The sequence below is a fragment of the Xanthomonas sp. CFBP 7698 genome (assembly GCF_003600855.1).
In the GTDB taxonomy this organism is placed as follows: domain Bacteria; phylum Pseudomonadota; class Gammaproteobacteria; order Xanthomonadales; family Xanthomonadaceae; genus Xanthomonas; species Xanthomonas cannabis.
Window position 1 is genome coordinate 154,302 of the sequence record NZ_PRDN01000004.1, and the last position, 22,249, is coordinate 176,550.

Here is a 22,249-nt window from a genome sequence, read left to right on the forward strand (position 1 = left end):
CCACATTGGCGGGCCTTCGGTAAGCGCATCATTGCCCCATGCTTGATCTGCGATAAGATCCTGCGACCGCATAACTTTCATGCTTCCCACGCATGAGTCGAAGGCAGGCATGGACCGTTTTCTGTTGATGAACTGCTTTGCCCGCGCTGTGGAAACCGGCAGCTTTTCCGCAGCCGGGCGCGACCTGGGGCTGGGGCAGCCCAACGTCAGCCGCCATGTGGCGGCGCTGGAAGAGCATCTTCAAACGCGGCTGCTCAACCGCTCCACCCGCAAGCTGGTACTCACCCCGGAGGGCGAGCGTTATTACGCGGAGGTGCGCCGCATCCTGGATGCGGTGGGCGAGTCTGAAATGTCGCTGCGCGATGACGTGCAGCCCTCCGGGTTGTTGCGGGTGGCCTGCCCTACGGCGCTGTCGCACACCTTCGTGTTGCCGCTGGTGCCGGCATTTTTGCAGCGGTTTCCGTCACTGGAGCTGGATCTGCAGATCAGCGACCGCTACGTCAATCTGCTCGACGAAGGCGCGGAGCTGGCGATCCGTATTGGTCATCTGGACAGCAGCGCATTGCGCGCACGGCGGATCGGCGCGTTTAAACGGGTGATGGTGGCCAGCCGTGCGTACCTGGACAAGCGCGGAGTGCCGACCGTGCCCGACGACCTGCGTCACCACGACTGCGTGCTGTACACCTTGCTCGCCACCGGGACGAGCTGGCGTTTCAAGGACACCGATGTGCCGGTGTCGGGCAGGTTCCGGGTCAACTCGCCCGAAGCTACGCGCGCGGCGGTCACCGCCGGGCTCGGCATCGGCCAGGGCCCGACCTGGCTCTACGAAGACGGCCTGGCCTCGGGCGAGCTGCAGACCGTGCTGGACGACTTCGCCCCACCGCCGGCACCGATGCAGATCGTCTACGCCGCCAACCGGCTGGTGCCCAAGCGGGCGATTGTGTTCATGGATTTCATTGCAGAAGAATTCGCGAAGATTCCGCAGCTCAACACGGTTGAGTGATCGATCGGCAATGCAGGTGTGTCGCGATATGTTTCATCGTCAGCGCGCGCTACGTACACACTGAAGCGGCTGCGACGCAGCGATTTTTCTGGTGCCTGTTCAACGGGTGCAGGTAGGGATCCTTCGCTGCCCCAACGCGAAACCATTCCACCGAATCGGGCGTCTTGGGCAAACGCCGCTGTCAGCGATCGTTGCCGCATGTGCGGATTGCTGAAAAACAGCGTGATGCCGCAGCGCGCGTCCTTCGCGTTCCCCGGCCTGCTCCTGGCCTGGGCGGCAAGTGTCATGCATCCGCGCCATTGATGGTCCACTGCGCCGCAAACGCGCGTTGATAGGCGGGGCGCTGTTCGCCGCGGGTGACGTAGTCCTGCAGGTTGGGATACCCATCGAGCAGGCCGGTGAGCTTGATGCGGATGAGCACCGAGATCATCAGCAGGTCGCCGGCACTGAACTCGCCTTCCAGCCAGGGGTTGCTGCCCAGGTAGTCGCCCAGGTGCTGCAGGCGGCGCTGGATGCGCTTGTGCAGCAGCGGCAGGCGCTCTGCCATCCAGGGTTTGTCGGCTTCCAGCAGCAGGGCGTTGCCCAGCTCCAGCATGGGCGGCTCGACGGTGTTGAGTGCGGCAAACATCCAGGCGATGGCGCGCGCACGGGCGTTGTCGTCGTGCGGCAGCAGGCCGGGGTAGCGCTGGGCGATGTGCAGCACGATGGCGCCGGTTTCGAACAGCGCCAGCTCGCCGTGCTCGAAGGTGGGGATCTGGCCGAACGGGTGGATGGCCAGGTGCGCGGGTTGCTTGAGCGCGCGGAACGGCAGCAGGCGTACTTCGTACGGTTGGCCCACTTCTTCCAGCGCCCAGCGCAGGCGGGTGTCGCGCACGAGGCCTTGGCCACCATCGGGCGAGCGCTCGAAGGCGGTGATGGTGATCGTCATGGTGGGCAGGCTCCCTGTGGTCGGCGGCTGAGGCCGTAGGGTACGCCTGCGATGGGCCGGCGCCATGGGCGAGGCCGGCCCCTGCGTTGCCGGCCGGCGCGGCCTGCCCCCTCTGGCGAACGGGCCGCCTTGTTCGGGACGGGCCTGGCCCATGTTGCCGGACAGGGGCTGCCTGCTGCCTCTGTTGAACGACCCGCTGTTGCTGCCGCGCCTGCAAGCGGCCGCTGCCTGCGCGTGCGGCCCAGCCCGATGCGCCCGCCTTGCCGGACGGCCCCTGCATTTCACTGCCACCGGGCGGCGCGCGCCTTGCGTGCCGGGTGCTGCGCTGCGCCGCCATTGCTGCCGACGACCGGCCCGAACCGGCCCGATTAGGCGTAAAGCGCCGGGTTCTTTGCGTAATCGGGCCGGTTGGGACGTTTTGCCACCCTCGTCTCACCTATTAGATATACCGTGCGTTCCGTCACATTTTAATGTGACGCACACCGCACTTATCGACCGGAAGAGGGAGCTGTCATGACCGATCACAGAATGGGGCTGCAGGTGCAGCCGATGGGCGCGCCGGGCAGTGCCGGCCGGGGCTGGGCCACGCTGTTGCCTGCGTTGGAAACCCCGTTTACCGACAACCGGCCGGTACGTTTGCCGCCGGCACCGGTACCGCAGCCAGACAGCCCCAACCTCAAACGGCTGCTGCGCAAAGGCGCGCGCCGCTTGGTCAGGACACTGCCGTGGCGGCATCAGGACCGGCTGTATTTCCTGAATACCTTCGGGCGGCTGCCCAACCTGTACAACCCCACCTGCTTCAACGAGAAGGTGCTCTACCGCAAGTGCGTGCACGGCGATTACCCGCTGTACCGGCGGCTGGCAGACAAGTTTGCGGTGCGCCCGTATGTGGCGGCCAGGATCGGCGAGGCGCACCTGATCCCGCTGCTGCTGGACACCACCGACCCGCAGGAGTTGCTGCGCCTGCCGCAGTGGCGGCAGACCGTGATCAAGGCCAACCACGGCGCGGCGATGGTGGAGGTGGTGCGCGATGAGCCGGATGCGCAGCACAAGCGCCGCATCATCGAGCGCTGCGACCAATGGCTGCGCACCGACTTCTCCGACAAGGTGCGCGAGATCCATTACCGCGATATTCCGCCGCGCATCCTGGTGGAGCAATACATCGGCGATGCGCAGCAGGTGCCGGTGGACTACAAGTTCCACATGTTCCGGCAGGCGGACGGCAGTTTTCAGTACGTGCTGCAGGTGATCTATGGGCGCTTCGACACGCCGAAGCTGGGCATGACCTTCTTTGTCGGCAACCTGCACGAGGCCTTCCACCGCATCCGCGACGACGGGCGCGCGCCCCCGTGCACGCCGGCGCTGCTGGAACAGGCGCTGGAGCTGAGCAAGCAGCTGGCAAGCGACTTCGATTACGTGCGGGTGGACTGGTATATCCAGCACGGGCAGGTCTATTTCGGCGAGCTGACCTTTACCCCCGGTGCGGGGCTGGTGACCGGCCTGGACCGCGGGCTGGACCGGATGATGGGCAAGATGTGGGTGCAGCAGCGTGCACCGGCGGCAGCGTGCTTTGCCACGGACGACATCCGCGTGCGGCTGCCGACGCGGTGAGGTGAGTACGGCCGCGGCACGCCGCGCGGCTGCGGGCTACGAAAAACGTCTAGCCGGACACCGCCGCACGGCGACCGGCCACACCGCGCCTGGGAGGTGTTCAGCCACGGCGGCACGCCGGTGGGCTTCGAGTACAACGTACAGGGCCGGGGCACGCTGCATTCGGTAATCGTGCTCTCCGACCGCATTGCGCCGGAGGCGGTGTTGAAGACCACGTTGTAGGGCGTGAGCCTGACTGACAACCCTTAAGTGGCGTCCCTGATCAATGGTAAAGTGGCTGCCACCTAATCATTAATTGGATAGTGCCGTGACGAATCTGGTCAAGCTGGCAACCGCACGCGCCCTGGTCGGCGCCAGTGCGGTCAGGCAGGCATCAGTCATCGGGGAAGCCGGTGCCTGGATCGTGCGGTTGCAGACCCATAACCAGACCCGTGTGCTGGCCACAAAGGCGAATGCGCCGCGCCGGTTTGGCAGCTTCGAAAGTGCGTTGAAGGTATTGCGCGAGATGGGCATGCCCTTGGACGTGCTTCACGTGGACGCTGCGCAGTGGGACGCAGAGGGCGGCAATGCGAAGCGCCGGCCTGACCGCTCCGAGGCGATGAAGGTCAAGGAGTTGGATGCACGCTATGCGGTGTCGCTACGCACCCAGACCGAGCATGCCCTGGCCGACCCCCGCCCCGCGCTCTCCAGCACGCAGGCCAGGCAGCAGATGGAGACGCTTAAAACGCAACAACGTGCGGCGCTTGAGGCAGCCCTGGCTGCAAAGGGCACGCGTGCGTGAGCGTGGCCTGGAAGCAGAGCGCGCTGGATGCGCGCACCGCATTGCTCGCCTCAGCAGTGGCGCGCGCGATCGAAATCTCCGACCCGCAGATTTATTTCGCCGCATGTGAACAGGACGACCGGATCGAAACCGAGGGCGACGCGCTGGATAGTGCCGCCACCTATCACTCTGGGCCACTGCCGGGAACGCGTTTGTACACCTGCCAGGACGGCAGATATCTCTTGATATACACATGCGACGGCGACGATGTGCTGATCCTTGCCCTCGTACCTGCGCGCTCTGATTGGAAGCCGACGTCGTCAGGCGATCAATAGATCCATGACGTGTCGATGCTACTGAGCTAGGGGCATACGCGACGGCGTAACGACATCGACAGCGCGCTACACCCCGCCCAGCGGCTGCAGGCACAACCAGATGGCATACCAGTGCGACAGCGCGCCGCCCAGCACGTGGGCGTGCCAGATGGCGCGGTTGTAGACCATCGCCTTGCGCACGTAAAACGCCACGCCCACGGTGTAGAACGCGCCGCCCGCCACGATGAGCCAGAGCACGGCGCTGTCCAGGCCGGCAATCATCTGGTTGATCACCACAATGCCGGCCCAGCCCAGCAGCAGGTAGATCGCCACCCAGAACCCCTTGGCGATACCGGGCAGGCACAGCTTGGCGAACACGCCGAACAAGGCCACGCACCAGACGCTCAGGATCATGGCCCAGCGCCAGCTGCCATCGAGCGCGACCAGGAAGAACGGCGTGTACGAGCCGGCAATCATCACGAAGATGCCGGCGTGGTCGAACTTGCGCAGCATCGGCTGGCGTTGCGGCGGGGCGAAGTTGTAGGCCGCCGAGCAGGCAAACATCACCAGCAGGCCCAGCGCATACACGCAGGTGGCCACCACCATGGTCTGGCTGGCGTGCGCGCGCCACACCATCCAGGTGCCGCCAACAATGGCCAGGAACAGGCCGGCCGCATGCACGATCACATCGGCGCGGCGGGCGGCGGGGGTCTTGTAGTGCGGAGCAGTGACGTTGGCAGACACGGGCACGGCGGTTCTTCGAGGTGGGGGAGCCCACTCACGTGCAAGGCGGCCATGACGCAGTGGGGGCAACAGGATACCCGGCTTGCTGAATCCGCTCAGTGAGGCAGGCTGGGCGCGCGGGCGCCGGTCTCATACCCTGAGACATCCTTTTTGTTTGATCTCCCGCTTTGGGAGCCTTTGCCGTATGCCTCCGTTTGCCCTCGCTCCCCGCACCGAAACCGCCGAACGCGCGCTGGCCACCACCGATGGCCGCCCCAGCCGCGACGGCGCACTGCTCACCGAGCGCCTGGAGCGCCGCTACCACGACCGCATCACCGGCAGCTTCACCATTCCCGGGCGCGAGGGAAGCTACGCGCCCATCCCCGACGATGTGCCCAGTGCGCTGGCCGATGCCCTGCACGCGCGCGGCATCAGCCAGCTCTACAGCCACCAGGCCGATGCGTGGGCGGCCAGCCAGCGCGGCGAGCATGTGGCGATCGTGACGCCCACCGCTTCGGGCAAGTCGCTGTGCTACACGCTGCCGGTGGTGAGCGCGGCGATGACCAGCGGCGCCAAGGCGCTGTACCTGTTCCCGACCAAGGCGCTGGCGCAGGACCAGGTGGCCGAGCTGTTGGAGTTGAACCGCGCCGGCGAGTTGGGGGTGAAGGCCTTCACCTTCGACGGTGACACGCCCGGGGACGCGCGGCAGGCGATCCGGTTGCATGGCGACATCGTGGTGAGCAACCCGGACATGCTGCACCAGGCGATCCTGCCGCATCACACCAAATGGGCGCAGTTCTTCGAGAACCTGCGCTATGTGGTGATCGACGAGATCCATACCTACCGCGGCGTGTTCGGCAGCCATGTCACCAACGTGCTGCGCCGGCTCAAGCGCATCTGCGCGTTCTATGGCGCTACCCCGCAGTTCATCCTGTGCTCGGCCACCATCGGCAACCCGCATGCGCACGCGCAGGCCTTGATCGAAGAGCAGGTGCATGCCATCACCGAATCCGGCGCGCCCACCGGTGACAAGCATGTGTTGCTGTGGAACCCGCCGGTGGTCAATGCGGACCTGGGCCTGCGTGCGTCGGCACGCTCGCAGAGCAACCGCATTGCGCGCATCGCGATCAAGAGCGGGCTGAAGACGCTGGTGTTCGCGCAGACGCGTTTGATGGTGGAAGTGCTGACCAAGTATCTGAAGGACATCTTCGACCACGACCCGCGCAAGCCGGCGCGCATCCGCGCCTACCGCGGTGGCTACCTGCCCACCGAACGCCGCGAGGTGGAACGCGCAATGCGCGCCGGCACCATCGACGGCATCATTTCCACCTCTGCGCTGGAGCTGGGCGTGGATATCGGTGCACTGGACGTGGTGATCCTCAATGGCTACCCCGGCAGCGTGGCGGCGACATGGCAGCGCTTCGGCCGCGCCGGGCGCCGCCAGCAACCGGCGCTGGGCGTGCTGGTGGCCAGTTCGCAACCGCTGGACCAGTACGTGGTGCGGCACCCGGATTTCTTTGCCGATGCCTCGCCCGAACATGCGCGCACCGCGCCGGACCAGCCGCTGATCCTGTTCGACCACATCCGCTGCGCGGCGTTCGAATTGCCGTTCATTGCCAGCGAGCCGTTCGGGCCGATCGACCCGCTGGTGTTTCTGGAAGCACTGGCCGAAAGCGAGGTGATCCACCAGGAAGGCGACCGCTGGGAATGGATTGCCGACAGCTACCCGGCCAACGCGGTGAGCCTGCGCTCGGTGGCCGACGGCAACTTCGTGGTGGTGGACAAGACCGACGGCAAGCAGCAGATCATCGCCGAGGTGGATTATTCGGCTGCTGCGCTCACCTTGTACGAAGGCGCCATCCACATGGTGCAGAGCACGCCGTACCAGGTGGAGCGGCTGGATTGGGAAGGCCGCAAGGCCTACGTGACGCGCACGCACGTGGACTACTACACCGACAGCATCGACTACACCAAGCTCAAGGTGCTGGACCGCTTCGACGGTGGCGTGGCCGGGCGCGGCGATTCGCACCATGGCGAAGTGCATGTGGTGCGGCGCGTGTCCGGCTACAAGAAGATCCGCTACTACACGCATGAAAACATCGGCTATGGCCCGGTGAATCTGCCCGACCAGGAACTGCACACCACCGCGGTGTGGTGGCAGTTGCCGCAGGCGACCCTGGGCAAGGCGTTTGCGTCCAAGCAGGATGCACTGGATGGATTTTTGGGCGCGGCCTACGCGCTGCACGTGGTGGCCACGGTGGCGGTGATGGCCGATGCGCGCGACCTGCAAAAGGCCGTGGGCAACGGCGACGGCGCCTGGTTTGCGGTGGCCGACCAGACCGGGCGCGGGCAGCTGCGCGGGGTGGAAGAAGGCGAGCAAGGCGCGGTGGAATTGCAGCAGGCATTCGTGCCCACGGTGTACCTGTACGACAACTTCCCCGGCGGCGTTGGCCTGAGCGAGCCGCTGTGGCTGCGCCAGGCCGAGTTGCTGCAGCGCGCGGACGAGTTGGTGCGGCGTTGCGATTGCAGCGCCGGTTGCCCGGCCTGCGTGGGCCCGGTGCTGGCCGCACATGAAGAGGGCAAGGGCGAGTCGCCGAAGTCGCTGGCATTGACGGTGTTGGCGTTGTTGTTCGATGCCGATGCACCGCTGCGACATGCCACGCAGGTGGACGACGACCTGGCGCTGGACGTGCTTGCATGAGTGTGAGTGCGGACCGGCTGCGCTTGCTGCGCCGGCAGGCCGGGCATGCGGATGTGCGTGCGCCTGCGGCGGATGCTGACGGCGATGCACTGCAAGCTGCAGTGGCATTAAATGCGAAGGAAGTGGAGGGCGCACTGGCCGGTGAGGTGACGCAGCCAGCCTCCGGCGCGGCCACGCAGGGCATGCCGCCTGCGCCCGGCGATGCTCCGGCCGTCAGCGCAGAACGTCTGCGCCTGCTGCGCCGTCAGGTCGGCGGGCTGACGCCTGCATCGCGCAAGGACGATGCGGTGATGCCGACACGTGCGCGGCGGGCAGCGGTGTCCAGCACCGCGTCATCTGCTGCACGCTTGCCATCGCGCGATACAGCCGCTGCACGTCATGACGCCGCGGCAGCTGTCCCGCACGATGTGCGCACCGCACCGGCGCTCACGCGCCGCGCCTTGCAGTCACCCGCTACGGCACCGCCTGCGCGTGACGCATCGGTGTTTGCGTGGGTGGAGCACGATGTGCGCCACAGGCCGGCGTTGCCATCGGCTGCCGATGCCGATGCCATCAGCGCGGTGGATCCGGAGGTCGCACGCCATTGGCCAATGGCGCGCAGCGCAACGACACCAACGGCAACACCCATGGCGCCGGCACCACCGCCGCAGCGACGCGCCGACATTGCCGGCCTGCGCAAGATGATCGGCCTGCGCGAGCGTGCGGTGTCGGCGCAGACACCCGTGCGCGCGCCATCGAACGACCGGCACCTGCCGGGAACCGAGATCGCCCCCGGCCTGCATCTGATTGAAGCGTTTCTGCCGCAGGCCATTCCGTGCGAGGCGCTCTCGCTGGCGTTCGCCAAACGCGACGATGCGGTCGACCCGCTGGATCTGCTGTTCTTCGACACCGAAACCACCGGCCTGGCCGGTGGCACCGGCACGCGCGCCTTCATGATCGGCGTGGCGCAGTGGTGCACCGATGCCATGCAAGGCAGCGGCCTGCGCGTGCGCCAGCTGATGATGTCCACCATGGCCGCCGAAAGCGCCATGCTCGACCTGTTCCGCACCTGGCTCACGCCGCGCACGGTGCTGTCCAGCTACAACGGGCGCTGCTATGACGCACCATTGCTGAAGACACGCTACCGCCTGGCGCGGCGCGGCGACCCGATTTCTGCGTTGGACCATGTGGACCTGTTGTTCCCCACCCGCCGCCGTTATCGCGGCACCTGGGAGAACTGCAAGCTGGCCACCATCGAGCGGCAGCTGCTGCGCGTGGTGCGCGAGGACGACCTGCCCGGCTCCGAAGCCCCGGCCGCCTGGCTGAGCTACCTGCGCGGCGGCAGCGCGCGCAACCTGCGCCGCGTGGCCGACCACAACCACCAGGACGTGGTGACGCTCTCGCTGCTGATGCAACGCCTGGTGGCGGTCGAGGCGCAGGACCGCGAGGTGATTCCGTTGATGGATGCGGTGTAGGCATCGATGCCACACCGCGACGAGGCACCGCTTTGCCTGCGTGCCGTGATCTAGCCGATGCAACGCCTGGGTGGTTGAGGCGCAGGACCGTGAAGTGATGTCGTTGATGGCCGCGATGCAGATGTCCACGCGACGGCGCGCTGGGCTCCGCACGAGCTGCAATGTGCCGCGCGCTGTGCCATGCCGTTGCATGGCCGCAGCGAAGACGATGGGGTCGGTATCCAGGTGGGTCATGGCGCTGCAACCGGTGCACTCCGAACACATGGCCGCGCTCGCGAAGCCGAGCACGTTGCCAGCGCGATAGGCGCCCTGTTGTCATATCCACGTGCTGTGATCGGCGTGCACTTGGCGCGTGCACGTCTAGTGTGCACAGCGGCGTTGTGCACGTGATCGCCACCTGCGATGCCGGACCGCCGCCCGCAGTGTGGAGGGATGCGCGCGCGACAATGCCGCGGCGGTTCTGTGCGAGCCGCTCCACACAGCATCGCCCGCAGGCAGACGTGCCACTCGCAACACCGCTTTTTGCATAACCCGTGGATTTGCCCCAAGAATCAGGACTGCGCATGCCGTCACTCATGGACACCCGCCTCAGCCGCCGTCGCCTGATGGCAGCCGCTGCCGGCACCGCGGCATTGGCGATCGCCGTGCCCGCATTGGCCAAGACTTCGCCACCGCCGGATGTGGGCCGCAAATTCCTGCGTAACAGACGGCCGATGCCGTTTGCCGGCAATACCTTCCTGGGGCATCTGGCGCAGCAGGGCGATGGCTATGACAGCTTCAACCGCGTGCTGGACATCTACCGCGAGCTGCCCGCGCACCGCTTCGCCAACAAGTTCGCGTTGCTGCCGCCGAGCAGTTATCACGTGACCTTGCTGGGCGGCGTCAACGAGATCGACCGCGCGCGCGGGCCTTGGCCGAGTGATATGGGGCGCGACATGGCGCTGAGCGAGATCAATGCGGCGTTTCTGTCACGGCTGGCGCAACGCACCGCCGCGCCGCTGGGTGCGTGCAGCTTTGTGGTCAACCCGGCAACGGCAAAGACCGGCGCCAACGATAACCTGCTCATCCCGCTGCACCCTGCGGACGCGCACACCGCGCAACGGTTGGAGACCGCGCGCCAGGCGTTGATGACCCTGACCCGGCTGCAGCGCCCGGACTACACCAACTTCCAGTTCCATATCTCGCTCGCCTACCTGTGCGAGACGCTCGATGCCGCGGAGCAAGCGGACTACCGTGCTGGAGTGGGCGACTGGCTCAAGCGACTCGCGGCAGCCGGCCCGATCACCGTCCCGCACTTCCATTTCTGTACGTTTGCCGACATGGATGCATTCCGGACGGTGCGGGAAGTTTGATGCGCGGCATGCAGCGATGCCGTTTAGCCCCTCTCCCGCCGGGAAAGGGGTTGGGATGAGGGTGCGCAATCTCGCTTGTCTACAGTGGCCAACATTCTCGATCCAAGCACGTCCGTCGACGTATTGCGATGTGGGAGCTGCGGTGCTTCCCTGCCCCGCCCCCGCTCCGCGCTGGCAGCACAGGCACTCCAACGCACGCGCACAGGTTGATGATGCACATGATCGATCACGTGCCGACACTGGCAGACACCACATACGGTGTTGCACTAGATGCCCTCATCCGCCTCCGACACCTCGGTGGCCATCTGCCACGCAGCAAACTCCTGCTCGAAGTCGTCCAGCGTCAGCAGCCCCATGCAGGCATGCGCGCCGATCGGCAGCGGCTGGCCAGCGGCAAGTTTGCGAACCAGCAACACCGCCGCGAAGCACGGAATTTCCGGCCCATGCAGCATGGGCGCGGTGAGGTCCCATTGCAGCTGCAGTGGCCGCGCAGCACCCTGCGCGGCCGTGGCCTGTCCGGTACCGCGCAGCTCCACGCGCATGCCGCCCAGGTCGGTACCGAAGCGGTCGAACCAGCGCGCGGCGTGCGCGAACACCTCGGCCAGGCGCTGCATCGGCAACGGCAGGCCGCAGCGGCGTAACCATGCGACAACAGCCAGGCAGCGCTGCAGGAACGCCACTTCCAGCGCCGCACGGAATTGCACGGTCTGCACGCCGGGATAGCGCTGCGGCAACAGCTCGTGATCGGGCACGTCGCAAGGCGAGGCCAGGCGTGGGGCGAGCTGGGCGAACCGCACCCGCGTGGGCCGTGCCCACCCCACCACCTGCTGCCAGCGACCAGCCTGCCACCAGTGGAAAGGCGTGCCGCAGTACGACAGCACCGCACGCACCGTGGCCAGGCCCAACGGCGTGCCCTGCGCGGGCGCGATGACCATGCGGATCTCCTGCAGCGCCGAAAAGCGCGGCAGCAGTGCGTCGATCACGGCGCTGGACAGTGCCGGCAAGGTGCTGGCCCCGCTGATCGCCACGCGCTGCGCCTGGCGTGCAGTGGCGTCCATCGCGCCGGCGAAGTCACGCACGAACGCACGGCCGTCGGCCAGATCGATGTAATGCATGCCGGCCTGCAGGCAGCTGCGCGCCACCGCGTAGTCCTGGCCCTGGAACGGGCCGGCGGTGTGCACCACCGCTTCGGCGCCGGTGGCGGCCAGTTGCGTGGCGAACTCACGTGCATGCGTGTCCAGCCTGCAGGTGGAAATCTGCCCGGGCGCAGCATCGGGCCAGGTCGCATGCACATCGCCCGGATGCCGGCCCGCTGCAATGACGTGAATCTGCGCCGTGGCTGCCAACGCGCGCACGATGCGCGCACCGAAGTGCCCGAACCCACCCAGCACCACTACCCGATACGTCATTGCCTGCTCGCCGTCTGTGCCTGCGCACAGTATCGGCGAGCGCCGCGTGCGCGCGATACATCCGCACGCAGCCGCGCGGCCTGTGCGGTGCGGCTAACCGGCAATGCGCGTCGCGCGGCCGCTTCGCAAGGCCTCACGCAACACCTTCAAGGCTTGCCGCGTCGCCAGCCTGGATGCACCGGCCTGCTGGCGCGCCAGCACGGCCTGCTGTTGTGCCAGGGCGTGTTGCTGCTGCGCCAATGCCTGCAGTGCGTCGGGCGTTGCCACCTGCTGCTGCGCCGAGGTGGATGCGGCGGCCGATGCGGTACCCGCCGAAGCCTGCAGCAGGCGCGGTTCCGCGTTGGCAGACAGCTGCGCGGCGAGTGCAGCTTGCCGCTCGCTCAACGCCTGCTGACGTGCGGCCAATTTGGCTTGGGCGTCGACCAATTGCTGGCTGCGCAGATGCGCCACGCCCAGCTGATGCAGCAGGGTTGGATCGCGGACCAGGTATTGCTTCCCATTGGCCCGAAACCACAGCACGCGCGCGCCGTTGCCTGCGTAGCGACGCGCCGTCTGCAGATCATCAGGCGTGCCGTGCATCACTTCGCGATCGCCGTGCACCAGCACGTAGGCGTCGCCTTCGGACGGGATGCTTGCGGTCGCGTTACCGCAGGATCTGTTCACGCTTGCAGGCAGGCGTGCGGGTGCTGCTGGTGCAACCGGTGCCGGGGGTGCGATCGGCGTTGTCGGCGCAGGTGCAGCTGGCAACGCGCGTACTGCACTAACCGCAGGCGTTGCTGATGCAGCTGCACGTGCAGACCACACGGATGCGACCGGCGCGACTGGAGACATCGCCGGCGCACGCAATGCAGAAACACCAGGCCAGGCCTGCGCGAAGGTCATATCAGGTGCTGCCGGTGCAGTCGTTGCGCTGTCCACAGGCGAAACACGCGCGATGGAGGCAACCGGCATCATCGAAGCACTGGCGGGAGCCGCCAGCGACGGCGCAGCGAGGGAGGTGCGCACCAGGGCAACCGCAGGCGCCGCAGAGGCGCTTGCGATTGCGGCGGGGCCGGTAACTGCAGCAAGCGCCAGCAGCAACGCCGAACGCAGGCACAGCACTGGAACAGTGGTCTGGATCATGTGAGATCTCCACGAAAGGCACAGGTCGATTGGTGCCGCCTGCGCAAGACGCGCCGACGGGTGGAAGCAGCGATCACGCGGCCACGGCGTTGCCGACGCTGCAGGCGTCGTCGCGCGGGAGTGCGGGCTGTGGCGGGCCCATGGTGGTGCGGTTGCTGCCTTGCCCGACGCAATGTCGGCGCATTGCACCGGCCGGTGCTGGCGTCAACGTGCTGACTGCGGCCGCCTGTCTACCGGCCGTGCAAGGCCGGAACTGGAGCGTGGCTGCACGCCACGCGTTGCCGCTGTGTAGCTACCAGTGACCCGTGCTGAGGTGACGCGCCGTCTGCAGCGACCTCACAACACTTGGCTCTTTAATGTTCGGTCGCTGCACCTCTTCGCCACTTGCAGCGGCCGGCAAGACGCTGCGAGCGGCCGTCAGCCGTGCGGATGGTGCGCTCAGCAGAGCGCTACGCCCGGAGCCGGAGCGGGCACGTGGTCCATGCCGACGCCGGGCACCGGCCGCACCCGCCTGACGGTGAACGCGGTGGCCTGGTTCATGACTCCTGGTTGTCCTGCGCCTGTTCTGCCTCTGCTTGCGCTTGTTCGGCGTCTGCCTGCGCTTGCGCCATCTCGCGTTGCGCTTGCGCGGCTTCCCGTTGCCCGCGCGCAGCCTCGGCGCGGGCCTGACGTGCGGCCTGTTTGCCCATCTCGGCCTGCTGCCGGGACACCTCAGCCGCCTGTCGCACCGCAGCGGCATAGGCGTACTGCGCCTGACGATGCTGCTGCGCCATGTCGCGGATCTGCTGCTCGGCTTCGCGCGCCTGCTGTTGCGCGTCCTGTTTGGCCTGCGCCAGCTCCGGGCCCAACGCCGCCAGTTGCTCGCGCGCTTCCTGCAAGGCGTCCTGTGCTTCCTGCATCCGGTCCTGCTGCAGTTCAAGGTCGTGGTTGTTGGCAGCGAGCGCATCGTGCACGGCGGCTTGCGCGTCACGGGTGGCATCGCGCCGGATCTGGTCCAGGTCGAGATTCCAGCCGCTCTGGGTTGGGTCTGCGTCCTCGTCGTGGAGCGGCTCGGCGCCCAGCACATCGGCAATCACACCGTGCGCAGCGGGGACGGCGGCTTCCGCAGGCAGTGCCGACGCGGGCAATGCATCCATGGGCGCGGCAGCGCCTGCGGCACTGCTGGCAGGGGCGCTTGCCGCGGTGGGCGCTACCGGGGCAGTCACCACCACCGGCCGCATGCGTGGGGACGTCGCCGGCACCGGCATGGCCACCAGACGCAATGGCAGCACACCGCAGACGGCCACCGCGGCCAGGATCATCGCAGCAGCCAGCCGCGGAAACGCGCGGGTGTCCTGCAACATCGACAACCTGCGTTTCAAACTGAGGAACGATGGCGAAGCGCTCGCCACGCCACCGCGTGGACGCGCCGCAACACCCAGTTGCAGCAGCAGGCGGCCGTACTCGTGACGGCAGTGGCGGTGCCCGGCGACCACAGCCGCATCGCAGGCGGCTTCGCGGGCAATGGCATATTCGCGCGCGGCCAGATGCACCAGCGGGTGGAAGAAGAACAGGTGCTGTGCCAACGCCGGCAGCAGGCCCCACCACAGGTCGCGGCGGCGCAGATGGATCAACTCGTGGGTCAGCGCCATGTCCAGATCGTCGTCGGCCATGTGCGGCAGGCGTGCGGCAGGCAACAGCAACACCGGTCGCCACGGGCCGATCAACTGCGGCGAATCGATCTGCGACGACAGCCGCAGGGCCGGCGGGTGCGACAAGCCATGCGCTTCAGAAGCCATCTGCAACGCCTGCACCAAGGCGCGGTCGGTGCACGGTTGCGCCGCACGTACCAAGGCACGGCTGCGCAGATACGCGCGCGCCGTGCCGGCGGCCAGCACCAGCACCCCCGCCGCCCACAGCGCCAGCACCACCACAGCGAATGGCGACCAGGCGCCAACCTGCATTGCCTGCGCGGTGGCGCCGGCATGCGCGGCCGTGGATGCCGCGGCGGCGGCGTTTGCCATCGGCGCCAGGCTGCCGGACGAGCCCAGCGCAGTGGTCACGCCATGCGCCGGCAGGACCGGCAGCTGCACCGGGTTGCTCCACACCAGGCCGACCACCGCCTGCACGCCCACCAACCACCACAGCCAGGTTTGCGTGGCCGCCGGCAACCGGCGCACGCCGCGGCACAGCGCCCATACCACCAGCACCAGCACCGCGGTCTGCACGCTGGTGGCGCCAAGCTTCCATAACACCGCTTCGATCAGGGGCGACATGACTCAATCCTCCTTGCGCTGCGATTGCAGCTTGGCGACCAATGCTTCGAGTTCGGCCAGTTCGCTATCGCTGACTTCGGCGCGCTGCGACATCCACGCCACGAACGGCGACACCGAGCCCTGCAAAGTCTTCTCGACGAACTGCCCCACCGCACCGCGCACCACATCGTCCTGGCCGGCGGTGGCGCTGTAGCGGTACATGCCGTCTACCTGCTTGCGGCGCAGAAAGCCCTTGGCACGCAACCGCTCCATCATGGTCAGCACGGTAGAGCGCGCCAACCCGCGCGGCTCGCCGAACGCGGCCGCCACTTCGCCCACGCTGGCGTGCCGCTGTTCTTCGATGTATTGCAGCAGGGCCAGCTCCTGGTCCCCGATGGTCTTGCCGCGCATGCCGCTCTCCCTGACTACAGTTGTCGCTACCATAGACGTGACTACAGCTGTAGTCAATAGGTCGGATGGCAGGGGGCCGGGCGGGCGCCGGCTGTGCTGTGGAGGGATCAGGCAGCAGCCATGAGCGCCCAGGGAACGCCGGGGGGGCTTGGGCAACAGGTGGCCTTCTCGCCTGAGCACTATTGCGTTCGAGCCCTGCGTGCACGCCGGCCATCGACGGTCCGGTCGTCATGCTGACCGGACATGGCCCCTGTGTTCGATGCCATCCTGATTGAACGACGGGGTAGCGTGGGGGCTAACTTGCATGACCAGCCCTCGAGCGGGCCGCGCCTGTCGCGTTCTCTCTGACGCATTGTCAGAACTGTCTATCCACAAGTGCCCGCATGAACTGCGCCGCATGCCCCCTGGTTTCACGACCCAAGGCGTTGGAGGCGGTCAGGCGCTCCCAAACGTCTGGATGCCGATCGTGCAGAACGCTGTCTATCACCGCAAATGCCTCTTCCTTGCTTTTGCCAGACGCCTTGAGTTCATCGATCTGCGTACGGAAGGTGTCCCAGTCGGCACTCGTTGGCACCCGCAGGTTTCGATCGCGGCTTGCCATCGCTGCGCGAGCCTCCGCTTCGTCATTCAAAAGGTCACGAATCACTTCCGGCGCAGACGTTACCGGCCATGCCGCCGTTCCCAGATAGGAGAGCACCTTGGCATCGTGTTCTTCCAGGCCACGCAACAAGGCAGTTGCCTCCTTCCGCACCGCGCGCCATTCACCCTGCCCTGGCAGGCGACCAGAGGCCGCCATCTGATGGAGTCGAAGCAACGCCGCGTGCACCTGGCTTGCGCCCTGGTGCCCCGTGACACGCTCCCGAATGGCGCTGCTCTCCAGGTAATCGACGATGACGCGCTCGGCAGCAAGGTCGTCCATGCCCTGCGGGCGAGGCTGCAGCCAGTGAACGGCGGCATCCTGTGCCGCGGCTGCAGGCAGGCTCTGGATGATAGGCGTCATGACCAAGACCATCGGTAAAGGGATCTTGGTGAGACCTGCAAACAAGGCCTCGTCTTCAGAGCCAACCGCGCAGAACAGCATCCCGCGATAGCCACCTCGATTGGCGGGGTCACCCGGGTCTGGGTAGAAGCCGCCATTGGCAACCGCGGCCGCAAACCTCGTCAGTGGCAACCCCGCGTTTTCGGCAGTTGCCGTCACTGCCCAGCCCCGATGGCCGTCTCGATCATTTCGGCTAGCGTCGTCCGTGTCTGCAGGCCGAAGAGCTGCTGCGTGACCTTTCCATCCTTTATCACCACAAACGCGGGCACGCCCCTGACACCATGAGCCTGGGCGATCTCCGGGCTTTGGTCGATATCAACCGAAACAAATGTCATCTCATCGGCATATTCGCCGGCAATGCTCTCTATGACCGGGGCAACCGCTTTGCACGGGCCACACCAACCTGCGGAAAACTTCAGTAACACGGGCACGTCGGATCTGATCACATCCTGAGCAAAGTCCAAGTCGGCAGCATTGCGAAACGTCATTGAAACCCCTGAAAAGTGGATGACGCAGTGAGTGAGGTGGCGGCCAGGCGCCTGTGACGCGCTCCAGCCAGCGCATGTGAGCAGCCCGACCGGCCCCCGGCCAGACGCGCTGGTCCAGCCCCGCCCTGCGACACGCATTCCAACTGCTCTCGCAGGGTGTCACCGCGCAGGTTCCGGGTCTTGGACATAAACATCGGTAGCAGGACAGGGACGTTGCTCACCCGTTGCTGTGCGACCTCAGGACGCCGATCAGGATGTCGCTGCACCGGCCCCCCCCAAACGATACCTGTACGAAGGCGGATCTGGCGTGCGTTTTCTGCGCGACGCCCGTTAACTTCGCGCTTCCCTTGCGCCCTACCCCGCCGAAGCGCAACGTGCTTGCAAAGCACGTAACATGCAGCCCCACCGCGACGACCCGAAGCACCCATGCTCACCAGCCGTGACCTAGCCATTCTCAACATCATGCAGTTGGACAGTGATACGCCGTTGGCTGAGTTGGGCGAGGCCGTGCACCTTTCGCCATCGGCATGTTCTCGTCGCCTGACCCAGCTGCGGGATGCGGGGTATATCAAGGGAAACGTCGCCGTGCTTGACCGTCTCAAGCTCGGGCTGCCGACAACGATTTTCGTGATGATCGGGACAAGCCAGCACACCGATGAATGGACCGAAAAGTTTCATGCCGCCTTGGCGGAGATACCTGAAATTGTTGATGCGTATCGACTGACGGGCAACGTCGACTATATTCTCAAGATCGTGTTGCCCGCAGTCGAAGACTACGACCGGGTCTACAAGACGCTTATCCGCAAGGTCGATATGACACGGGTAAGTGCCTATATCTCGATGGAGACGGTGAAGTCTTCGCAAACGCTGCCGCTGGTCGCCATCAAAACCAAGGGCGACCGATAGCACCCATCACTTTCCCTCTATCGAGCAAGAATGATCGACCTGGAATGGAATGCCTCGAGGGCGTCACGGTGAGCGATGCTGATGACAAGTGCGTCCGGCAATTTTTCATCCAGAAGCGCGTAGAGCCGCGTTTCATTGGCGGGGTCGAGCGCGCTTGTCGCTTCGTCCAGTAACACGACCTCCGGTGCATGCAGGAACACGCGTGCGAAGGCCAGCCGCTGCTGCTCGCCGGGAGAAAGTTGCTGCTGCCAGACAGCGGTGGTGTCGAGCTTTTCCGTAAGGCCCTCAAGGTGCACCCAGCGCAGTACCTGCCTGCACTGTTCATGCGTAAAGCTTCCATGAGGCGCGGGATAAGACAGGGCGTCGATCAGCGTGCCGGTGGGAACGTAACTTTTCTGCGGCAGAAACAGCGTGCGCGCGCGCGTTTGCGCGTTGAAGGACACGCTGCCTGATCCGTGCGGCCACAACCCTGCGATGGCGCGCATCATCATGCTTTTGCCAACGCCGGATTCCCCGCGCACCAGCCAGCGCTCGCCCGCGTGGAAGGCAAGGTCGCCTGGTGCTGCCAGTGCAGTGCCGTCGGGCCTGGCTAGCTGCAATCCCGAGGTCTCCAGCAAGGGACCGTTGGCGTCAGACTGCCGCTCCGTCAATGCAATCCCGCGCGCTTCCGGTTTGCCAAGTTCGGCATCGAAGGCACCGAGTCGCTTCACGGCAGAGGCCCAGATGAAGAAACTACCGCTCTGCATCTGCCTGGCGAACCACGAAAGCGCAATGGCGATTGCCATCACGGCGGCGCTGATCTGGGTGAACTTTCCGTAGTCTATTTCGCCGCGCATGTACTGGCCGTAGCCGGGAATATTCATCCCCAAGCCCACCAACCGCTGGTAGAACATGACGACAAGCATCATTGCTGCCGTCGCAATCATGATGGATCGCCAGTTGAGGACAATCCGGTCAAATAATCCGTTGAGGCGGACCGCTTCAGCCCGAGCGCCATCGTAAAGCGCAACTTGCTCGGCATTCATCCGGATGTTGGCCATTGCGAAACGATAATCCGCCTCCTTGCGCTGGCGGTCGATGTTCAGCCTCACCAACGGGCGGCCGACTGCAATCATCGTGGCCAGAAAGCCGAGCAGAATGATCCAGGTGGACCAGAAGATGCCGTTGGGCAATGAAAGAGACGTTGCCTTCCATGTCAGTTTGAGGGCGCCCCCAAGACCCCACAAGACGGTGCTGTACGCAATCACCCGCGTGATCTGGTACGCAACGTCGGAGAACAGCGCCAGCGTCTGATCGACCATCAGAAAAACATCTTCGGAGATCCGCTGATCCGGGTTGTCGACGGAGCCATCCCGCTCCATCCGGTAATAGTTGTACTGCGATAACCAGCGATCGGCAAAGTGCCGAGTCAGCCAGATGCGCCAGTCGATCTCGATCCACATGCGCAAATAGCTTTGGGAAATGTCGAGAAGGACTGTCCCCAACGTGATGACCAGCAAGACCAGTGCCGTGGATTGCAGTTTGGTGAGGTCCTTGGCGACAAGGGCATTTGTTAGAACCCCGGAACGATCATTCAGGAACACGGCGGCCTTGGCCTGAAGTAGCAGCGAGCCGACGAAAAGTGCAAGCAACACCCACGCTTTGGTGGAGGCACGCGTGCGCCAGAAGGGTGCCACCAGTTTTGCGAAGGCAATCAGCAGGTGGCGATTGCCCCCGGCCCCCTGGGCGCTAGCAGCGCCTGGCGAGATCTGGCCGCTCATGCCAGCACCTGCGAGGCTGCAGTCAGGCGAACCGACCTGGAATGGAATGCCTCAAGGGCGTCACGGTGAGCGATGCTGATGACAAGCGCGTCCGGCAGTTTCTCATCCAGAAGCGCGTAGAGACGCATTTCATTGGCGGGGTCGAGCGCGCTTGTCGCTTCGTCCAGTAACACGACCTCCGGTGCATGCAGGAATACGCGCGCAAAGGCCAGCCGCTGCTGCTCGCCGGGAGAAAGTTGCTGCTGCCAGACAGCGGTGGTGTCGAGCTTTTCCGTAAGGCCCTCAAGGTGCACCCAGCGCAGTACCTGCCTGCACTGTTCATGCGTAAAGCTTCCATGAGGCGCGGGATAAGACAGGGCGTCGATCAGCGTGCCGGTGGGAACGTAACTTTTCTGCGGCAGAAACAGCGTGCGCGCACGCGTTTGCGCGTTGAAGGACACGCTGCCTGATCCGTGCGGCCACAGCCCTGCGATGGCACGCATCATCATGCTTTTGCCAACGCCGGATTCCCCGCGCACCAGCCAGCGCTCGCCCGCGCGAAAGGCAAGGTCGCCTGGTGCTGCCAGTGCAGTGCCGTCGGGCCTGGCTAGCTGCAATCCCGAGGTCTCCAGCAATGGGCCACCGGTGACGGACTGCCGCTCCGTCAATGCGATGCCGCGCGCTTCCGGCTTGCCAAGTTCGATATCGAAGGCATCGAGCCGGTGCACGGCAGATGCCCAACGATAATATTCACCCGATGCGGCCAGGTTCAGCAGGGTCGTAAAACCATTGATGACCATCATGAACGCGAATCCCACGACATACAGATTCGCAAAACTCAGGCTGCCGTTTAAATAAGCCTGTATGCCGACCAGCGGCATGCTCAACACGAGTAACGACTGGAAGCCAGACTGGAAACCGACAAGGCGAACCTGGAAACGAATAATGCGGTGCCAGTTGTCTGCGATGGGGGCCAACAGACGCGATGTCCGCTGCAGCTCCGCGCCTTCGCCGCGATATAGCGCGATTTGCTCAGCGTTCGAGCGCATCGCCGCCAGGGCGAATCGCAAGTCTGCATCCTTGCGCTGCTGCGCCACGCTCAGCCCTACAAGAGGCCGACCAATGGCAAAGCCCAATGCGGTCACCACGATCGATATCACCAAGGCGAGCAGGAACGTGCCGCCCGGAACGACCCACGAGACGCCCAGGAACCGCAGATCCAGCGCCCCACCCAAGGAGAGAAGGACCGTGGCATAGCCCACCAGTCTCATCAGGTCCTTGCCCACAGTAGTGAACAGCAGTGTCGAGTGGTCGACGAGCTGGTAGGTATCGTCTGCAATCCGCTGGTCGGGATTGTCGGCCCCGCCTTGGCGCTCCATCCGATAGAAGTTGGCGTTGTCCAACCAGCGGCTCTGAAACCGGCCGACCAGCCACTTGCGCCAATCGATCATGATGGACTGGCGCAGCCATTCAAACAGCACGAAGTTGGCTGTCATGATGCAGACGAACAGGAAGTAGTGGCCCGCAACGCGAAGGATTTCCTGCTCATTGCGACTGACGAACTGTCCCGATAGTTCGCCATTCAACTTTGTAATCTGAACGCCGAGGGTCGCCTCGACAGCCATGCTCGCAAGAATGAACATGACCGCGACCCAGGCTTTGCGTGATGACTGCATTGTCCAAAACGGCGCCATGACGCGCCGCATGGCGCTTCCTATGCTGCGTTGTTTCGCATGGTGGTTAGGCGTTTCATCGATTACTGCGGTGGTTTCATCGGGGTTAACTTCGGACGTCACCGGTTAATTTCGCCTTTACGATCTATCTCAAATCAGCCCGACTTGGTGGTGAGTGAGCTGCGAGAATTAAAGTGATTCATTGAAATTGCGGGCTCAACTGTAGATGAGCAGATTTGCTTTATCAATGCCCGGCTCGGTTAAAAAATGGGCGGGTCCGTTATCTGCATTTTTGATTCGAAATTGGCTGGATAATGCGCAGCCGTTTGCGTGGCGACCAGAAAAACCGGCTGCGTTTGCAAGCCGTTGCCGCAATTAAGGA

19 protein-coding genes are annotated in these 22,249 nt (G+C 65.1%); 9 read left to right on the plus strand and 10 right to left on the minus strand.

The annotated features are described in order from the left end of the window. The first annotated feature begins 109 nt into the window (after nucleotides 1-109). Nucleotides 110-1,003, plus strand: a complete 894-nt coding sequence (locus XnspCFBP7698_RS16530) for a LysR family transcriptional regulator (protein WP_104580334.1) — start codon at nucleotides 110-112, stop codon at nucleotides 1,001-1,003. Between the two features lie 283 nt (nucleotides 1,004-1,286). Here the strand turns inward: XnspCFBP7698_RS16530 and XnspCFBP7698_RS16535 are convergent, their stop codons facing one another. Beyond that, nucleotides 1,287-1,931, minus strand: coding sequence for a glutathione S-transferase family protein (locus XnspCFBP7698_RS16535; protein ID WP_104580335.1), 645 nt, complete (start codon nucleotides 1,929-1,931; stop codon nucleotides 1,287-1,289). Nucleotides 1,932-2,459: 528 nt separating this feature from the next. Between XnspCFBP7698_RS16535 and XnspCFBP7698_RS16540 the strand changes: the two genes are divergently transcribed. From XnspCFBP7698_RS16540 to XnspCFBP7698_RS16550, 4 genes are all read left to right on the plus strand, one after another. Beyond that, nucleotides 2,460-3,542, plus strand: coding sequence for an ATP-grasp fold amidoligase family protein (locus XnspCFBP7698_RS16540; protein WP_104580336.1), 1,083 nt, complete (start codon nucleotides 2,460-2,462; stop codon nucleotides 3,540-3,542). 96 nt (nucleotides 3,543-3,638) lie between these two features. Further along, on the plus strand, nucleotides 3,639-3,764 hold the full coding sequence (locus XnspCFBP7698_RS21845) for a hypothetical protein (RefSeq protein WP_255404427.1): 126 nt from the start codon (nucleotides 3,639-3,641) through the stop codon (nucleotides 3,762-3,764). 85 nt (nucleotides 3,765-3,849) lie between these two features. Further along, nucleotides 3,850-4,323: a hypothetical protein gene (locus XnspCFBP7698_RS16545; protein ID WP_233549017.1), complete on the plus strand. Its 474-nt coding sequence runs from the start codon at nucleotides 3,850-3,852 to the stop codon at nucleotides 4,321-4,323. Next, entirely contained in the window at nucleotides 4,320-4,637 is a 318-nt protein-coding gene (locus tag XnspCFBP7698_RS16550; RefSeq protein ID WP_104580337.1) for a plasmid stabilization protein, read from the plus strand. Before XnspCFBP7698_RS16545 ends, XnspCFBP7698_RS16550 begins: the two co-directional genes overlap by 4 nt. 66 nt (nucleotides 4,638-4,703) lie before the next feature. Here the strand turns inward: XnspCFBP7698_RS16550 and XnspCFBP7698_RS16555 are convergent, their stop codons facing one another. Beyond that, nucleotides 4,704-5,366: a hemolysin III family protein gene (locus XnspCFBP7698_RS16555; RefSeq protein WP_104580338.1), complete on the minus strand. Its 663-nt coding sequence runs from the start codon at nucleotides 5,364-5,366 to the stop codon at nucleotides 4,704-4,706. A 178-nt stretch (nucleotides 5,367-5,544) separates the two neighbouring features. Here XnspCFBP7698_RS16555 and XnspCFBP7698_RS16560 point away from each other — a divergent pair, with 178 nt between their 5' ends. The 3 genes from XnspCFBP7698_RS16560 (at nucleotide 5,545) to XnspCFBP7698_RS16575 (ending at nucleotide 10,846) form a co-directional block, all read left to right on the plus strand. Then, the gene (locus tag XnspCFBP7698_RS16560; protein WP_199680208.1) at nucleotides 5,545-8,040 is read left to right on the plus strand and encodes a DEAD/DEAH box helicase; all 2,496 of its coding nucleotides are present in this window, start codon (nucleotides 5,545-5,547) and stop codon (nucleotides 8,038-8,040) included. Beyond that, nucleotides 8,037-9,494 carry a ribonuclease H-like domain-containing protein gene (locus XnspCFBP7698_RS16565; protein ID WP_104580339.1) on the plus strand — a complete coding sequence of 486 codons (1,458 nt, stop codon included), beginning with the start codon at nucleotides 8,037-8,039 and terminating at the stop codon, nucleotides 9,492-9,494. The genes XnspCFBP7698_RS16560 and XnspCFBP7698_RS16565 overlap by 4 nt, the downstream gene beginning before the upstream one ends. Before the next feature lie 563 nt (nucleotides 9,495-10,057). Continuing rightward, the gene (locus tag XnspCFBP7698_RS16575; RefSeq protein WP_104580341.1) at nucleotides 10,058-10,846 is read left to right on the plus strand and encodes a DUF1868 domain-containing protein; all 789 of its coding nucleotides are present in this window, start codon (nucleotides 10,058-10,060) and stop codon (nucleotides 10,844-10,846) included. A gap of 266 nt (nucleotides 10,847-11,112) precedes the next feature. Here XnspCFBP7698_RS16575 and XnspCFBP7698_RS16580 read toward each other — a convergent pair whose 3' ends face one another. The 6 genes from XnspCFBP7698_RS16580 to XnspCFBP7698_RS16615 all read right to left on the minus strand — a co-directional run bounded on the left by XnspCFBP7698_RS16580 (nucleotide 11,113) and on the right by XnspCFBP7698_RS16615 (nucleotide 17,549). Beyond that, nucleotides 11,113-12,255 carry a saccharopine dehydrogenase NADP-binding domain-containing protein gene (locus tag XnspCFBP7698_RS16580; RefSeq protein WP_104580342.1) on the minus strand — a complete coding sequence of 381 codons (1,143 nt, stop codon included), beginning with the start codon at nucleotides 12,253-12,255 and terminating at the stop codon, nucleotides 11,113-11,115. Between the two features lie 93 nt (nucleotides 12,256-12,348). Further along, complete coding sequence (locus tag XnspCFBP7698_RS16585; protein WP_104580343.1) at nucleotides 12,349-12,918, minus strand: hypothetical protein; 570 nt, start codon at nucleotides 12,916-12,918, stop codon at nucleotides 12,349-12,351. Nucleotides 12,919-13,913: 995 nt separating this feature from the next. Beyond that, a complete protein-coding gene (locus XnspCFBP7698_RS16600) occupies nucleotides 13,914-15,632 on the minus strand; it encodes a M56 family metallopeptidase (protein ID WP_123137623.1) in 1,719 nt (572 codons plus the stop codon). A gap of 3 nt (nucleotides 15,633-15,635) precedes the next feature. Continuing rightward, nucleotides 15,636-16,022, minus strand: coding sequence for a BlaI/MecI/CopY family transcriptional regulator (locus tag XnspCFBP7698_RS16605; protein ID WP_047697013.1), 387 nt, complete (start codon nucleotides 16,020-16,022; stop codon nucleotides 15,636-15,638). Between the two features lie 355 nt (nucleotides 16,023-16,377). Further along, complete coding sequence (locus XnspCFBP7698_RS16610) at nucleotides 16,378-17,220, minus strand: hypothetical protein (RefSeq protein ID WP_147423608.1); 843 nt, start codon at nucleotides 17,218-17,220, stop codon at nucleotides 16,378-16,380. After that, a complete protein-coding gene (locus tag XnspCFBP7698_RS16615) occupies nucleotides 17,217-17,549 on the minus strand; it encodes a thioredoxin domain-containing protein (protein ID WP_158255444.1) in 333 nt (110 codons plus the stop codon). Before XnspCFBP7698_RS16615 ends, XnspCFBP7698_RS16610 begins: the two co-directional genes overlap by 4 nt. A 426-nt stretch (nucleotides 17,550-17,975) precedes the next feature. Here XnspCFBP7698_RS16615 and XnspCFBP7698_RS16620 point away from each other — a divergent pair, with 426 nt between their 5' ends. Continuing rightward, the gene (locus XnspCFBP7698_RS16620; protein ID WP_047697019.1) at nucleotides 17,976-18,455 is read left to right on the plus strand and encodes an Lrp/AsnC family transcriptional regulator; all 480 of its coding nucleotides are present in this window, start codon (nucleotides 17,976-17,978) and stop codon (nucleotides 18,453-18,455) included. A 17-nt stretch (nucleotides 18,456-18,472) separates the two neighbouring features. Here the strand turns inward: XnspCFBP7698_RS16620 and XnspCFBP7698_RS16625 are convergent, their stop codons facing one another. Then, on the minus strand, nucleotides 18,473-20,215 hold the full coding sequence (locus XnspCFBP7698_RS16625; protein ID WP_104580347.1) for an ABC transporter ATP-binding protein/permease: 1,743 nt from the start codon (nucleotides 20,213-20,215) through the stop codon (nucleotides 18,473-18,475). Next, complete coding sequence (locus XnspCFBP7698_RS16630; RefSeq protein ID WP_146093220.1) at nucleotides 20,212-21,990, minus strand: ATP-binding cassette domain-containing protein; 1,779 nt, start codon at nucleotides 21,988-21,990, stop codon at nucleotides 20,212-20,214. The genes XnspCFBP7698_RS16625 and XnspCFBP7698_RS16630 overlap by 4 nt, the downstream gene beginning before the upstream one ends. Between the last annotated feature and the right edge of the window lie 259 nt (nucleotides 21,991-22,249).

Excerpts from the sequence above, each read along its gene's own strand:
- XnspCFBP7698_RS16575 (WP_104580341.1), top strand. The coding sequence starts at position 10,058 with ATGCCGTCACTCATGGACACCCGCCTCAGCCGCCGTCGCCTGATGGCA.
- XnspCFBP7698_RS16605 (WP_047697013.1), bottom strand. The coding sequence starts at position 16,022 with ATGCGCGGCAAGACCATCGGGGACCAGGAGCTGGCCCTGCTGCAATAC.
- XnspCFBP7698_RS16535 (WP_104580335.1), bottom strand. The coding sequence starts at position 1,931 with ATGACGATCACCATCACCGCCTTCGAGCGCTCGCCCGATGGTGGCCAA.
- XnspCFBP7698_RS16600 (WP_123137623.1), bottom strand. The coding sequence starts at position 15,632 with ATGTCGCCCCTGATCGAAGCGGTGTTATGGAAGCTTGGCGCCACCAGC.
- XnspCFBP7698_RS16615 (WP_158255444.1), bottom strand. The coding sequence starts at position 17,549 with ATGACGTTTCGCAATGCTGCCGACTTGGACTTTGCTCAGGATGTGATC.
- XnspCFBP7698_RS16565 (WP_104580339.1), top strand. The coding sequence starts at position 8,037 with ATGAGTGTGAGTGCGGACCGGCTGCGCTTGCTGCGCCGGCAGGCCGGG.
- XnspCFBP7698_RS16625 (WP_104580347.1), bottom strand. The coding sequence starts at position 20,215 with ATGAGCGGCCAGATCTCGCCAGGCGCTGCTAGCGCCCAGGGGGCCGGG.
- XnspCFBP7698_RS16530 (WP_104580334.1), top strand. The coding sequence starts at position 110 with ATGGACCGTTTTCTGTTGATGAACTGCTTTGCCCGCGCTGTGGAAACC.
- XnspCFBP7698_RS16560 (WP_199680208.1), top strand. The coding sequence starts at position 5,545 with ATGCCTCCGTTTGCCCTCGCTCCCCGCACCGAAACCGCCGAACGCGCG.
- XnspCFBP7698_RS16620 (WP_047697019.1), top strand. The coding sequence starts at position 17,976 with ATGCTCACCAGCCGTGACCTAGCCATTCTCAACATCATGCAGTTGGAC.
- XnspCFBP7698_RS16540 (WP_104580336.1), top strand. The coding sequence starts at position 2,460 with ATGGGGCTGCAGGTGCAGCCGATGGGCGCGCCGGGCAGTGCCGGCCGG.
- XnspCFBP7698_RS16580 (WP_104580342.1), bottom strand. The coding sequence starts at position 12,255 with ATGACGTATCGGGTAGTGGTGCTGGGTGGGTTCGGGCACTTCGGTGCG.